This window comes from Buchnera aphidicola (Sitobion avenae), from assembly GCF_005082585.1.
Lineage (GTDB): Bacteria > Pseudomonadota > Gammaproteobacteria > Enterobacterales > Enterobacteriaceae > Buchnera > Buchnera aphidicola_Z.
This window is the reverse complement of the sequence record NZ_CP034855.1, coordinates 564,663-579,568: the sequence shown is the minus strand read 5'-3', so window position 1 is coordinate 579,568 and position 14,906 is coordinate 564,663. Positions and strand designations below refer to the sequence as shown.

Below are 14,906 nucleotides of genomic sequence, written 5' to 3'. Positions count from 1 at the left end.
TTTTTTATTATTAAATAATTAAAAAAATATTTTTTGATAATTATGATTTATATTGTTGATTTTAAATTTTTTAAATATGTTAATATTTAATCATATTTATGACCAGAATAATTGTCAAATCTAGACCAATGGCCATTAAAAGTCAAACAAACAGTCCCAATTGGTCCGTTTCTTTGCTTTCCTATGATAATCTCTGCTATTCCTTTAAGATCACTATTTTCATTATAGATTTCATCACGATATATAAACATAATTAAATCTGCATCTTGTTCTAAAGATCCTGATTCACGTAAATCTGAATTTACTGGTCTTTTATCAGATCTTTGTTCTAAAGACCGATTAAGTTGTGAAAGTGCTATTACTGGAACTTGCAGTTCTTTTGCTAATGCTTTTAATGTTCTAGATATTTCTGCAATTTCAAGAGTACGATTATCAGATAGAGAAGGAACTCTCATTAATTGAAGATAATCCACCATAATTAAAGTTAGTCCATTATTTTCACGATAAATACGACGTGCTCTTGAACGAACTTCACTAGGTGTTAGTGCTGAAGAATCATCAATATAGATATTCTTTTTTTTAAGAAGAATATTAATAGTTCCAGACATACGAGCCCAATCTTCATCATTTAACTGTCCAGTTCGAATTCGTGCTTGATTAACTCTGGATAAAGATGCTAACATACGCATCATAATTTGTTCTCCAGGCATTTCTAAACTAAATATTAATACAGGCTTATCATAAAGCATAGCAGCATTTTCACATAAGTTCATTGCAAATGTTGTTTTTCCCATAGAAGGTCTTGCTGCAATGATGATTAGTTCAGAACGTTGTAAACCTGATGTTTTTTTATTTAAATCTTGATATCCTGTATTAATTCCTGTTACGCCATCATGAGGTGATAAAAATAATTTTTCAATACTTGCAACAGTTTCATCTAGAATTTGTTCTACATTTTTTGGTCCTGAGTCTTTTTTAAAACGCTTCTCTGCAATTTTAAATACACTTGATTCTGCATAATCTAATAATTCTTCGCTTTTTCGACCTTGCGTATCATATCCAGCATTAGCTATTTTATTAGCCACTAATATCATTTCTCTTACTATAGCACGTTCTCGAACTATATCTGCATATGCTGTAATATTTGCTGTGCTAGGCGTATTTTTTGATAATTCAGCTAAATAAGAAAATCTACCTACACTTTCTAATTTTCCTTTTTGTTCTAAAGATTCAGATAGAGTAATCAAATCTATTGGATATCCTAGATCAAGAAGTTTTTGCATTTCTTGAAAGATTAAACGATGGGGTTTACTAAAAAAATCATCAGCAACTACATGTTCTGAAACACTGTCCCATTGTTCATTATCTAGCATTAATCCACCTAATACTGACTGTTCTGCTTCTAAAGAATGAGGTGGAAGTTTTAATCTATTAATGTGGTTTAAATATAATTTATTTTTAGCCATATTTATTGCATATACCATTGTTTAATGAATCTGTGTGAAATTATATCGTAATATTGCAATAATACACTATCTATGGACTAGTCTGTTTGAGTCATGTTTCAAAATATTTTTATCTATTTAATGAAAAACAAAAAATTAGAAATTTATCTGATATAGATGGTAATATTTTTATCAAATAATTATTTAAAATTTAATTGCTATATTTTAATATATATAAACAATAAAATTATTAAAGTTATATTCTAATAAGAATTAGTTGTTTTTTTATTAAAAATATTTCTTTGTGTTTTTTAATTATGTTATAGAAAACATAATATTTAAAATAATTCAAAATTATCTTTAATAATATTGATTATTCTGCTACCTTTTAAAAGATATAAATATTTTAAATAAAATTTTATAGATATTTTTTTATTTTAAACGCAAACAAAATTTGCAACTATTTCTTTAAATTAACAATGATAAAAATCATAACATTTTTTTCTAGATTAATTTTAATAAATTAATATCTAACATATTTTAAAATTTTAGAAAATAATATAGCATTTTTATAGATTTGATTATACTAAATAAAATATTTAACATGTATACATTTAAGTGTATTTTTTTAAATCAAACTTTAAAAATGGAGTTATTTGTTATGGCAAGTAGAGGTGTAAATAAAGTTATTCTTATTGGACATTTAGGACAAGATCCTGAAGTGCGTTATATGCCAAATGGTAATGCAGTAGTAAATATGACTTTGGCTACTTCAGAAAATTGGAAAGATAAAAACACTGGTGAAAATAAAGAAAAAACAGAATGGCATCGTATAGTTTTGTTTGGAAAATTAGCAGAAATCGCTGGAGAATATTTAAGAAAAGGTTCTCAAGTATATATTGAAGGTTCATTACAAACTAGAAAGTGGCAAGATCAAAATGGACTCGAACGTTATACTACAGAAATAATTGTAAACATTGGTGGTACTATGCAAATGTTAGGTAGTCGTAATTCTAACGTGCAAGCAATGTCAACACATGATAATAATAATACTGTAATGAAAGCACAAAAAATAGACAAAGTAAATTTTGATAAAAATATAGAAACACATAAACCTAACAAAGATTTAATTCATTCTTCAGAAATAGATTTTGATGATGAGATTCCTTTTTAAGAAAGAATTGTTAAAATTGAACGAATAAGAGCCCCAATTTTTGGGGCGATATAGGTTTTTATTTTAAATATTTTTTATAATTTATAAAAAGTTTTTTTTCACCAATAATTAAGCAACTTTTATTTATTTCTTTAATAAACTAAATTAGTTATTTAGATGTATTTTTTAAATATAGAAGAACTAATAAAAATTACATTTGAATATTAATCAATATAAAATAATCATTCCAGACTTTTTTTTAATAATTTTTAATGATATTAAGATCAAAAAATTTTAATATGATGATATTTTAAGATATTTTTTTGATCTATATTTTAGATGTATATAATTATTATACAAAAGGATTTTTATTTTCATTATTTATATAACAATTTTTACATCTATTTTTTTGCTTTTTTAAAAAAGCACCAATAAAAAGATATAATAATTAATAAATATTTTATTATATATTCCAGTGTCCTAGAAGGAGGGAATTTTAAGATGTGTAATATTTGCAAGGTTTTAATTGTTTTATCTATGTTATATTAAAACAAGACTTTAATTTTTCTATTTATATGTTCTTTCAATTCTATATATATTTTTTAAAAAATTTCATATTAAATTTAAATATTCTTGTATTATTTTTAATAAATTAGTAAGATTATCTATCCTAGTAAAAATTTATAAAAAAAATTCTTATGATTAATATTTCTAAAAATGCACAAGAACATTTCAAATCCCTTTTATTAAGCGAACCAAAGGGTACTCAAATACGTGTTTTTATAGTAAATCCAGGAACACCCAATGCAGAATGTGGTGTTGCATTTTGTCTAGAAAACGAAATAGAAGAAGCAGATCTTGCATTAAAATACGATAAATTTTTTGTTTATGTGAACAAAAATATCATTTCTTATTTAAAAAATTCAGAAATTGATCTTGTTATTGATAAAATAGGATCTCAATTAACATTAAAAGCTCCTTACGCTAAAAATAATTTTTCTAAAAAAACATCTTCTTCACTAGAAGAAAAAATAAGATCTTTTTTAAATTTAGAAGTCAACCCGCAATTATCGATGCATGGAGGACAAGTTAAATTAATTAAAATTGATCAAAATGGAATTGCTACAATACAATTTAGTGGAGGTTGTAATGGATGCGCAATGATTGGATTAACTTTGAAATCAACAGTAGAAAAAAAGTTGTTGGCTTCTTTTCCTGAAATAAAAAAAGTACATGATGAAACACAGCATTTACATGGAAAACATTCATTTTATTAATTGCATAAATATTTTCAACTTAATAAAACTACCATTTAGTGAAAGTTGATTTTATTATTATATCATAAGCATCAAAACTCTAATTTTGATAAGTGTACTTCCCTTTGTAATTATTTTTTCGTTTTATATCTATTCATTTAAATCTACATTAAGTTAAATTAACCATGATAATATGTTTTCATATTGCAGGAATGTCATTCCTGTAAAATTTCTTTTTTTTTTTGAAGTTTATTTTACAGGCATAAAAAATTAATATTTTTAGCAAGTATTAAAAAAAATTTTTTTGTACATAATTTGATAGAAATTTCTTAGTGAGTAGGAATCTAATAGATTTAGGTATTATTCGATATTTTTTTGTTTTTTATTAAAATGATAAAGTTTTATTCTAACTTTCATAAATCGTCTGGAATTAGAAAAATATAAGAACGTTGTTTTTTGTTCTATTTATTAAAAATCATTAGCCATTAAAAGTAAAAAAATTTTATTCAATAAAATCATTTATTTTCATTATAACTAAGTGCAATAGATCTTGATAATTATTACAAAGTATTTCTAATAAATAAATTTAAAGATTTATTACATAAAATATTAGTTTTTTCGATATTCTAAAATAAATAATAACTTAGAGAAGTTTAACAGATTTTTGAACTAGTGCTATGAATCATATTAAATTAATCATATTACATGTTAATTTCTTTTAAAATTATCTCTGATAATTTTCTATTTTATTTAAGTTATATTGAAAAATAAAATTAATATCCAGTACTTTTTTTTAATGATAATATTAAAATATTCCTAATTTCAAAATTTAGAAAATTTAGTAATCTTTTTTAAAGATATCTAATAATAGGAATGCAGTTATATTTTAATTTTTTCATGCTGATAATTTTATAATATATGCCATATGTGCGAATTATGTCAAAAAACATATTTTAAAAAATATGAAATATTAATTTATTTTATAAATAATATTATATAATTTAAAATTATAATTTTACTATTGTTTTTGAATAAATCAAAATAATTTGATACAAGATTTTTAAAATCGATTTTTTAATAGTTATTTTTCAGATATATAATATTTTTTTATGTATTATATTTTTATATAGATGTTCAATATTAAGTATTTTAACGAGCGTATATATGTTTAATTCAAATCATGAGCAAGAATTAAATAAAAGAAGAACTTTTGCAATTATTTCGCATCCTGATGCTGGAAAAACTACTATTACTGAAAAAATGTTATTATTTGGAAAAGTTATCCGTTTTTCTGGGACGATAAAAGGAAGAGGAAATGGAAAATATGCTAAGTCGGATTGGATGAATATTGAAAAAGAACGTGGAATTTCCGTTACGACTTCAGTTATGCAATTCAGATATAAAAATATTTTAATGAATTTATTAGATACTCCTGGTCATCAAGATTTTTCAGAAGATACATATCGTATTTTGACTGCTGTAGATTGTTGTTTAGTTGTTATCGATGCAGCAAAAGGTATAGAAGAAAGAACTAAAAAATTAATTGATGTTACACGTATTCATAAAACTCCTATTATTACTTTCATCAATAAGTTAGATCGTGATAGTCGAGAACCAATGGAAATTATAGATGAAATTGAAAAAGAGTTGCAATTAGATTGTATTCCTGTCACTTGGCCTATCAGTTGTGGGAAAAATTTTAAAGGGGTTTATGACATTCATGATAAAGTAATCTACTTATATAAAAATAAATTATTTAAAAAAAAATTTGTAATTTTGAACCGCTTGTCTGATAGTTCATTAGATGAACACATTAATATAGATTTATCTATCAATTTTCAGAAAGAATTAGAATTAATTATCAATGTCTATCCCGAATTTAATAAAGAAAAGTTTTTGAAAGGGATTATTACACCTGTTTTTTTTGGTAGTGCACTTGGAAACTTTGGAATAGATCATTTGTTAAATAGTCTAATAAAATGGGCTCCTCCCCCATTACACCGTCAAAGTAATAAGCGAAAAGTAAGTCCTAGAGAAGAAAAATTTACAGGTTTTATATTTAAAATTCAAGCGAATATGGATTTAAAACACCGTGATAGAATAGCTTTTATGAGAATTGTTTCAGGACAATATACTAAAGGAATGAAATTAAAGCATATACGGATTAAAAAAAACATAACTGTTTCTGACGCTTTTACTTTTTTAGCCGGAGATAGAATATCAATTAAAAAAGCTTATCCTGGTGATGTTATAGGACTTCACAATCATGGTACAATTAGAATTGGAGACACTTTTACAGAAGGGGAAGAAATAAAGTTTATTGGCATACCAAGTTTTGCACCAGAAATATTCCGTCTTATTCATTTAAAAAATCCTCTAAAACAAAAACAATTAAAAAAAGGTTTAATTCAATTATCTGAAGAAGGTACCGTTCAAGTATTTCGTCCTATTGTAAATAATAATTTAATTTTAGGTGCTATTGGAGTTTTACAATTTGATGTTGTTATTGAACGTTTAAGAATAGAATATAATATAGATGCAATATATAAAAAAGTTAATATTATTCTTGCTCGTTGGATTAGATCTGAAAATCATCGTAGTATTAACAATTTTAAAAATAATTATAGTGCTTATTTAGCATATGATAGCTCTAATTATTTAATATATTTAGCACCTAGTGTGGCAAATTTAAATATAGTTATGACTCAGAATTCTGACATTTTTTTTGATACAATACGAGAACAATAATATTTTAAAAATTAAATAATAGTTTTTTTAGATAAAATTTTGGATATTTCATTATGAAACGAATTTTTTTAATTGTTTTAGATTCTTTTGGGATAGGATCCAGTCCTGATGCTAATAAATTTAATGATGTTGGTTCAGATACGTTTGGACATATAGTAGAAAAATGTTTTTTAGGAGAGGCAAATATAGGTAGACAAGGTTCTTTATACATTCCTAATTTAGTAAAATTGGGAATAATTAATGCATATAAAGAGTCTACTGGAAAATATCCTTTAGGATTTAATTACAGTTCAAATATTATTTCTAGTTATGGTGTTGCTAGCGAAATTTCTTCTGGTAAAGATACTACTTCAGGACATTGGGAAATTGCAGGTGTGCCAGTTTTAGATGATTGGTTTTATTTTAAAGAAAAACAAAATAGTTTCCCTGGTTTTTTATTGGAAAAAATTATAAAAAAATTAGCATTAACAGGTTTTATTGGAAATTGCCATGCATCAGGAACAGATATTATAAATAATTTAGGTGAAGAACATATTCAAACAAAAAAACCTATTATATATACTTCTTCAGATTCTGTTTTTCAAATAGCATGTCATGAATTTTTTTTTGGTTTATCAAATCTTTACAAATTATGTGAAACTGTGCGTGTTATTTTAGATGAATACAAATACAAAGTGGCTAGAGTAATTGCAAGACCTTTTATTGGAAATAGTTCATCTAACTTTCAACGCACAGGCAATAGACGCGACTTTTCAATTAAACCCTTTTCTACAACAGTTATAAAAAAACTAATAGATGAAAAACAAGGACAAGTAGTTGCAATTGGAAAGGTTTCTGATATTTATGGCGGAGTGGGAATTAGTAAAAAAATTCAATCTACCGGTCTTAATGAATTATGTAATGCAACTATTAAAGAGATGAAAGAGGCTGGTAATAATACTATTGTTTTTACTAATTTAGTAGATTTTGATTCGAATTGGGGTCACCGTCGTGATGTTTCTGGATATGCTAAAGGTTTAGAATTTTTTGATTGCAAATTGTCTGAAATGATCAATTTAGTTAAAAAAAATGATTTATTAATTTTGACTGCAGATCATGGGTGTGATCCGACGTGGAAAGGCACAGACCATACTCGAGAAAATATTCCTATATTAATTTATTCGCCAGATATTCAAAAACGTTTCTTGGGTCACCGTAAAACTTTTTCTGATATAGGACAAACTATTGCAACATATTTTTTATTATCTGATATGCCATATGGTCAAAATATGCTTTAAAAACTCACAGTGCATTTTTTTATATATAAAAAAAGGAAAAAATTAGTGTCTACCCTTCACATTAATGGCAAAAAAAATGATTTTTCAGATATAGTGCTTATGCCTGGAGATCCAGTACGTGCAAGATATATTGCTGAAACATACTTAAATAATTTCGTTCAAGTAAATGATACTCGTTTAATGTTAGCTTATACTGGATTTTATAAAAATAGACGAGTTTCAATAATGAGTCATGGTATTGGAATACCATCAGCGTCTCTTTATACAAGAGAATTGATCGTTGAATTTAATGTAAAAAAAATTATTCGTATAGGTACTTGTGGTGCTGTAAGAGATGATATAAAGTTGCGTGATATAGTAATTAGCATGGGTGCATGTACTGATTCGAGTGTTAATAGAATCAAATTTAATAATCATGATTTTTCTGCTATTGCAGATTTTGATTTGATTTATAATGTTTTTTTAGTTTCAAAAAAATTAAATATTAAAGTTTTAATCGGTAATTTTTTTACAACAGATTCTTTTTATAATGATAATATTGAAATGCTGCATATTTTAAAAAAATATAATATTCTTGGTGTTGATATGGAAACTGCGGGAATATATGGAGTGGCTTCTGAATTGAAAGTTCAAGCGTTATCGATATGTACAGTATCAGATCATATCATGAAGAAAGAATTTCTTTCATCAAAAGAAAGAGAATCAAGTTTTAACAATATGATTGAATTAGCTTTAGAATCTATTTTATAAATTTTTTTTTGGTGAGAAAGGGATTCGAACCCTTGATACGTTTCCATATACACGCTTTCCAGGCGTGCTCCTTAAGCCTCTCGGACACCTCACCATTATATTTTCTCTTTTTTAATATACTAAAATATTTTTTTTATTTTAATATAAAAAAATAAACTACGTCAAGTTTTTACTTTTTTAGATTGTATTTTAATTAAATTATATTTATTATTTTTTTAAAATAAAAATAGAAAAAATTATATCGATTCTGATAGAATATATTTAATATTTTTTTAAAAAATAGTTGTTTTTATATTTTTACTATATTCATTAAAAGGATTAAATTAGTTAATGAAAACATAATAAGAAATATTTCTAAAATATGTATGAATCGTTAATTTAGAATAATTTTATCGCAATTTTTATAAATGTAGCTCCATAAAAACTTATAAATTTTTTAAAATAATTCATTTTATTCTATTTTAACGTGTGTTTATGTCTTGCCAGCAAAATATGCTGAGCATTGGTATTATTAACGAATTATCTCAGTAATAAAAACATGGCAGAAAAACGAAATATTTTTCTAGTTGGACCTATGGGTGCTGGAAAAAGCACTATTGGTCGTCAATTATCTCAACAACTCAATATGGAATTTTTTGATTCTGATCAAGAAATTGAGAAGCGTACTGGTGCTGATATAAATTGGGTTTTTGATGTAGAGGGTGAAAGTGGTTTTCGTTTGAGAGAACGAAAAATTATTGATGAATTAACTACTAAACAAGGTATTGTTCTTGCTACAGGTGGAGGTTCAGTTAAATTTAAAGAAACTCGTAATTTTCTATCATCTCGTGGTATCGTAGTCTATTTAGAAACGACAATTGAAAAACAATTAGCACGAACTAAGAGAGACAAAAAAAGACCATTATTACAAACTGCCACTTCAAATCATATTATATTAGAAAATTTAGCTAATGAAAGAAATCCTTTATATGAAGAAATTGCAGATATAACAGTGAAAACTGATGATCAAAGTGCTAAATCTGTAGCTTTTAATATAATTCGTTTATTAGAAGAAATATAATAAATACTTGATAAAGAATTTATGGAGCGTCAAAAATTGTGGAACGATTGAAAGTTGTTCTAGGAGCACGTAGTTATCCTATTAGTATAGGTTCTGGTATTATTCAAGAAGATGATATTTTTTGGCCTTTAAAACCAGGAAATCCAGCAATGCTGGTAACTAATAAAACACTGGCCAATCTTTTAAAGGATAAAGTTTTTTACCATTTGAGAAAAGCAGGAATTAAAATAGATCAAGTAATTTTATCGGATGGAGAGCAATATAAAACATTAAATGAAATGGAATTGATCATTTCTGCTTTATTAGAGAAAAAGCACACTCGTGATACGACTTTAATTGCATTAGGTGGAGGTGTAATAGGTGATTTAGCTGGTTTTGCTGCTTCTATTTATCAGAGAGGTGTGCGTTTTATTCAAATACCAACAACTCTTTTATCTCAAGTTGATGCTTCCATTGGAGGAAAAACAGCAGTTAATCATTTACTTGGTAAAAATATGATCGGTTCATTTTGGCAACCGTCTTCTGTAATTATTGATATTGATTGTTTAAATACACTGCCGTATAATGAATTAGTATCTGGCATGGCAGAAGTAATTAAATATGCTATTATTTTTGATGAAAATTTTTTTTCTTGGTTAGAAGAAAATATTAAATCTATTTTATCTCTTGATCATACAGCAATGTCTTATTGTATAAAAAAATGCTGTGAATTAAAATCACAATTAATTTCTTTAGATGAAAGAGAAAATAATTTTAGAGCACTATTAAATCTTGGTCATACATATGGTCATGCTATTGAAGTGCATGCGGGTTATGGGAATTGGCTTCACGGTGAAGCAATATCAGTAGGTATAGTTATGGCTGCACGTACAGCGGAACTATTAGGATACTTGAATAAAATAGATCTAAAAAGAATTCTTTTATTATTAAAACGAACTGGTTTACCTATAAAAGGACCGAAAAATATGTCTGCAGCTTCATATATCCCATATATGATGAGAGATAAAAAAGTAATCTCAGGAGAAATTAGACTAGTTTTACCATTATCTATTGGTAAAGCAGAAATTTATAGTAATATAGATAAAAATATTATTTTAGCAGCTATTAAAAATTCTCAATAAATTTTGATTTTCTAGAGCATGAAAATTATTTATATATCATATATTTTTTAATTATTTTTGCTCTTATAGTTTTATTCTTTAAGAAAAAATCATATTTTTTATATTTTGAATGTAAAATTTGTATCAAATATTATAAAAATATTTTTTAGGAAGTATTTTATAATTAATATATTTTAAATTGTAAAAATAAAACTATAGAGAGTAAAAACAATATTTTAAATAATATTATTATTTCACACTAATAAATCAAAAAATACAGATATTTTATGAAAAAAAAACGCTCTTTTTTGAAGTGGGCAGGAGGAAAATATTCATCATTAGATGATATTCTGAAAATCCTTCCAAAAAGAAAATGTTTAATTGAACCCTTTGTAGGTGCCGGATCAGTTTTTTTAAATACTAACTATCATAGTTACATTTTAGCAGATATTAATAGTGATCTAATTAATTTATTTAATATTGTTAAGACTCGTTTTTTAGAGTTTATTAATGATGCACAAGTTTTTTTTACTCCTCGAACTAATAAATTAGACTTTTATTCCATACATCGAGCTATTTTTAATAAAAGTTCTAATAATTATCAAAAAGCACTGATTTTTCTTTATTTAAATAGACATTGTTATAATGGATTATGTCGGTATAATTTAAAAGGAGAGTTTAATGTTCCTTTTGGAAGTCACAAGAAACCATATTTTCCACAAAAAGAATTATATCAATTTTCTGAACATGCTCAAAAAGCAGTTTTTATCTGTTCTTCTTATAATATAACATTAAAAAAAATTAGTACCGATTCTGTGGTATACTGTGATCCACCTTATTTACCTTTATCTAAAACTTCAAATTTTACTAGATATTATGTGAATCATTTTGATTTTTATGAACATAAAAAGTTAGTACATCTTATAGAATCTATTTTCAAAAAAAAATCTATTCCCTTTCTAGTATCTAATCAAGATATTTTATTAACACGTTTATTATACCAAAAAGCTTTTTTGTATTTTATAAGATCTAAACGTTCGATTAGTTGTGTTGCGCATAGTCGAAAAAAAATTAATGAATTATTAGCGTTGTATAATTGATATTATAATTAATCGATTTAATTTAGAAATGGGAAAGTCAAGATGAAAAAGTTTTTTTTAGCTCCATCGATTTTATCTGCTGATTTTGCGCGCTTAGGAGAAGATACGCAGAAAGTAATTGATGCAGGAAGTGATTTAATACATTTTGATGTTATGGATAACCATTATGTGCCTAATTTAACTATGGGGCCTATGATTTTAGAATCATTGCGCAAGTATAATATTACAGTACCAATTGACGTGCATTTAATGGTGAAACCAGTAGATGATTTGATTCCTCAATTTGCTAAAGCAGGAGCGACTTTTATTACTTTTCATCCAGAAGCTAGTTTTCACATCGAACGCACATTAAATTTAATTAAAGAACATGGATGTAAAGCAGGATTAGCATTCAATCCAGCTACACCACTTAATTTTCTTGATTACACATTAGAAAAGTTAGATTTAATTTTATTAATGTCAGTAAGTCCGGGATTTGGAAATCAATCTTTTTTACCATCTACGTTTAATAAATTACGAGCAGTTAGAAAAATTATTGACGCTAATTGTTCTGATGTTCTTTTAGAAGTAGATGGCGGGGTAAAATTAGATAATATTGCTGAAATTGCATTTGCAGGAGCGAATGTTTTTGTAATTGGTTCCGGATTATTTAAATATACTAATTATGAACTTATCATTAAAAAAATTCGAAACGAATTACAGCATGCTTATTCACGATCTATTCATTAATATTTTATTTAGGATGTAAAATGATTTGTTATAAACCTATTTTATTTAGTGCTGTACAACCTTCTGGACAATTAACTCTTGGAAATTATATAGGCACAATGCGTCATTGGTCTGCAATGCAAAATAATTATGAGTGTCTTTTTTGTATTGCTGATTTACATGCTTTAACTATACAAGAAAATAAAAATAATTTAAAAGAATCTATATTAGACACTCTATCTTTTTATTTAGCTTGTGGAGTAGATCCAAATAAAAGTATTATTTTTATTCAATCTCATGTTTATCAGCATAGTCAACTCAATTGGATTTTAAATTGTTTTAGTCAGTTTTCAGAATTGTTTCGAATGACTCAATTTAAAATAAAAAGAAACATAAAAAAGAACTCAATAAAAAATACAAATGCTGCTTTGTTTAATTATCCAATTTTGATGGCAGCAGATATTTTGTTATATCAAACTAATGTTGTTCCAGTAGGACGAGATCAAAAACAGCATGTAGAATTAACTCGAAATATAGCTAATCGTTTTAATTCTTTATATGGAAATGTATTTACTTTACCTGAACCATTAATTACTCAATACGGTTCTAAAATTATGTCTTTATTAGAGCCAAATAAAAAAATGTCTAAATCTGATGTTAATAAAAACAATGTAATTTTTTTATTAGATGATATTTCAACAGTGGCATTGAAAATAAAAAATGCTTTTACTGATTCAGAAAAACCATCTAAAATATATTATGACAAAGTAAAAAAACCAGGAATTTCAAATTTATTAGAAATTCTTTCTGCTATTACTGATAAAAATATTGATGTTTTACTTAAAGAATTAGAAGGTATAATGTACTCAGAATTTAAGAAAATTATTGTAGATTGCTTGTCTAAATTTTTATCTAAATTACAAAAATCTTATCAAAATTATCGTCATGATGAATCTTATTTAAAAAAAATAGCTTATGAAGGAGCTCTACAATCTCAAATAAAATCTAAAAAAACTTTGCAAAATATACATGATAAATTAGGATTAATTTCATTAGTTTAAATAAACTAGAATTTTTTTTCTAGTTTATTTTCCATTCTACTACAATTTTATTGTAAATATTTTATACTTTTTATTAAAATAAATTAAAAGAGAGAGTAAAAATACTATACCATACAATATATTTGAACTAACTAAAGTTATGTATAATCCTTGTTTTTCTACAATAGGACCAGTCACAATAAATGTAAGCAAAGTTCCAATTGTGCCAAATAATAAAATTAAATTTATTAATTTTGGAGAAGGTTTTTTTGTTTGTAATGATGCTAATGTTATAATTATAGTATAAATAGCACTAGAGAAAAAACCTAAACTAATAATGATATATTGTTGGTTTAAAAAATTTTGACTATGGATAAAAAAATACATAAGTATTGTTGAAAGACTTGTAAGAAATATAAACATACGATATAAATTAAAAAATTTAATTATAAAACTAAAGAACCACATTCCGAGCATATAAGACATCCAAAAACTACCAACTAAATCACCAGTTTTTTTTATATTAACATTCATAATTTCCGTTGCATATTGTGGAACCCAGGAAATAAAACCCAATTGTCCTAATATGTAAAGTAATGCAGAAATTGATAATAAAAATACATTAAAATTCCATTTTTCTTTTACTTCTTTAATATCTTTTATATCGATTTTTAATTTTTTAAAACTTAAATTTATTGTTAAGATGAAAATTAGTAAATAAATTATTCCTATGCATACATAAGTCCAATACCAAATAATTTTCTTTTCTAAAAGAAAAGCTGTGATAATCGGAAAAATCATGCCAGACATACTAAAAAAAGAATCAGTTAATAATAATTGAGAACCTCTTTTCGATCCAGAGTACAAATGAGTGATAATAAATGTACCAATTGACATGGTAATACCACTTACTAATCCAAGTATAAACATGTTTATTGAAAATAAAAATACACTGTTACAGAAAACTATACCTGTTATAGCCACAATAGTAAGTAAAAAGCCAAATATTATTTGTTTTTTTAAAGATACAATTTCTATTAGCCAAGAATTTATAAAAATTGATATTAATATACCTGCATTTAAAAAAGTAAATGTATTACTCATCTTAGATACAGATAAATGAAAATAATCAGAAATGTTTCCCATGATCATACCAGTAACTACAATTAATGCACCGGTAAATGCATATGATAAGAAACTAATCCATGTAAGTCCTATTCGATTAATATCTTGCATTTTTTTATTACCTTTTTATTGATTTTTTTATAA

General features: G+C 25.3%; 12 protein-coding genes and 1 tRNA gene. 10 read left to right on the top strand and 3 right to left on the bottom strand.

The genetic code is table 11. From position 1 onward, the window contains the following. Window positions 1-86: 86 nt before the first annotated feature. Window positions 87-1,484 (bottom strand): replicative DNA helicase, encoded by a 1,398-nt coding sequence (dnaB, locus tag D9V77_RS02735; RefSeq protein ID WP_158338836.1) that lies wholly within the window; start codon window positions 1,482-1,484, stop codon window positions 87-89. Between the two features lie 622 nt (window positions 1,485-2,106). Between dnaB and D9V77_RS02730 the strand changes: the two genes are divergently transcribed. From D9V77_RS02730 to deoD, 5 genes are all read left to right on the top strand, one after another. Further along, a complete protein-coding gene (locus tag D9V77_RS02730; protein ID WP_158338989.1) occupies window positions 2,107-2,619 on the top strand; it encodes a single-stranded DNA-binding protein in 513 nt (170 codons plus the stop codon). A 677-nt stretch (window positions 2,620-3,296) separates the two neighbouring features. Further along, window positions 3,297-3,875, top strand: coding sequence for an NfuA family Fe-S biogenesis protein (locus D9V77_RS02725; RefSeq protein WP_158338834.1), 579 nt, complete (start codon window positions 3,297-3,299; stop codon window positions 3,873-3,875). A 1,143-nt stretch (window positions 3,876-5,018) separates the two neighbouring features. After that, the gene (locus tag D9V77_RS02720) at window positions 5,019-6,602 is read left to right on the top strand and encodes a peptide chain release factor 3 (RefSeq protein ID WP_158338832.1); all 1,584 of its coding nucleotides are present in this window, start codon (window positions 5,019-5,021) and stop codon (window positions 6,600-6,602) included. 53 nt (window positions 6,603-6,655) lie between these two features. Further along, window positions 6,656-7,879: a phosphopentomutase gene (locus tag D9V77_RS02715; protein ID WP_158338830.1), complete on the top strand. Its 1,224-nt coding sequence runs from the start codon at window positions 6,656-6,658 to the stop codon at window positions 7,877-7,879. Between the two features lie 45 nt (window positions 7,880-7,924). Further along, entirely contained in the window at window positions 7,925-8,629 is a 705-nt protein-coding gene (gene deoD, locus D9V77_RS02710; RefSeq protein ID WP_158338828.1) for a purine-nucleoside phosphorylase, read from the top strand. Between the two features lie 9 nt (window positions 8,630-8,638). Here the strand turns inward: deoD and D9V77_RS02705 are convergent. Next, window positions 8,639-8,723: transfer RNA gene (locus tag D9V77_RS02705), tRNA-Ser, on the bottom strand. Window positions 8,724-9,167: 444 nt separating this feature from the next. Here D9V77_RS02705 and aroK point away from each other — a divergent pair. The 5 genes from aroK to trpS all read left to right on the top strand — a co-directional run bounded on the left by aroK (window position 9,168) and on the right by trpS (window position 13,658). Further along, window positions 9,168-9,689 carry a shikimate kinase AroK gene (gene aroK / locus D9V77_RS02700; RefSeq protein WP_158338825.1) on the top strand — a complete coding sequence of 174 codons (522 nt, stop codon included), beginning with the start codon at window positions 9,168-9,170 and terminating at the stop codon, window positions 9,687-9,689. Between the two features lie 38 nt (window positions 9,690-9,727). Further along, window positions 9,728-10,810 (top strand): 3-dehydroquinate synthase, encoded by a 1,083-nt coding sequence (gene aroB, locus D9V77_RS02695; protein ID WP_187307857.1) that lies wholly within the window; start codon window positions 9,728-9,730, stop codon window positions 10,808-10,810. A 266-nt stretch (window positions 10,811-11,076) separates the two neighbouring features. Continuing rightward, on the top strand, window positions 11,077-11,889 hold the full coding sequence (locus D9V77_RS02690; protein ID WP_158338821.1) for a Dam family site-specific DNA-(adenine-N6)-methyltransferase: 813 nt from the start codon (window positions 11,077-11,079) through the stop codon (window positions 11,887-11,889). Between the two features lie 42 nt (window positions 11,890-11,931). Continuing rightward, window positions 11,932-12,618, top strand: a complete 687-nt coding sequence (gene rpe / locus D9V77_RS02685; RefSeq protein WP_158338819.1) for a ribulose-phosphate 3-epimerase — start codon at window positions 11,932-11,934, stop codon at window positions 12,616-12,618. A gap of 20 nt (window positions 12,619-12,638) precedes the next feature. Further along, window positions 12,639-13,658 carry a tryptophan--tRNA ligase gene (gene trpS, locus D9V77_RS02680; protein WP_158338817.1) on the top strand — a complete coding sequence of 340 codons (1,020 nt, stop codon included), beginning with the start codon at window positions 12,639-12,641 and terminating at the stop codon, window positions 13,656-13,658. A gap of 39 nt (window positions 13,659-13,697) precedes the next feature. Here trpS and tsgA read toward each other — a convergent pair whose 3' ends face one another. Then, on the bottom strand, window positions 13,698-14,873 hold the full coding sequence (gene tsgA / locus D9V77_RS02675; RefSeq protein ID WP_158338816.1) for an MFS transporter TsgA: 1,176 nt from the start codon (window positions 14,871-14,873) through the stop codon (window positions 13,698-13,700). Window positions 14,874-14,906 lie beyond the last annotated feature (33 nt).

Excerpts from the sequence above, each read along its gene's own strand:
- tsgA (WP_158338816.1), bottom strand. The coding sequence starts at position 14,873 with ATGCAAGATATTAATCGAATAGGACTTACATGGATTAGTTTCTTATCA.
- D9V77_RS02730 (WP_158338989.1), top strand. The coding sequence starts at position 2,107 with ATGGCAAGTAGAGGTGTAAATAAAGTTATTCTTATTGGACATTTAGGA.
- dnaB (WP_158338836.1), bottom strand. The coding sequence starts at position 1,484 with ATGGTATATGCAATAAATATGGCTAAAAATAAATTATATTTAAACCAC.
- rpe (WP_158338819.1), top strand. The coding sequence starts at position 11,932 with ATGAAAAAGTTTTTTTTAGCTCCATCGATTTTATCTGCTGATTTTGCG.
- aroK (WP_158338825.1), top strand. The coding sequence starts at position 9,168 with ATGGCAGAAAAACGAAATATTTTTCTAGTTGGACCTATGGGTGCTGGA.
- D9V77_RS02715 (WP_158338830.1), top strand. The coding sequence starts at position 6,656 with ATGAAACGAATTTTTTTAATTGTTTTAGATTCTTTTGGGATAGGATCC.
- D9V77_RS02690 (WP_158338821.1), top strand. The coding sequence starts at position 11,077 with ATGAAAAAAAAACGCTCTTTTTTGAAGTGGGCAGGAGGAAAATATTCA.
- D9V77_RS02720 (WP_158338832.1), top strand. The coding sequence starts at position 5,019 with ATGTTTAATTCAAATCATGAGCAAGAATTAAATAAAAGAAGAACTTTT.
- D9V77_RS02725 (WP_158338834.1), top strand. The coding sequence starts at position 3,297 with ATGATTAATATTTCTAAAAATGCACAAGAACATTTCAAATCCCTTTTA.
- trpS (WP_158338817.1), top strand. The coding sequence starts at position 12,639 with ATGATTTGTTATAAACCTATTTTATTTAGTGCTGTACAACCTTCTGGA.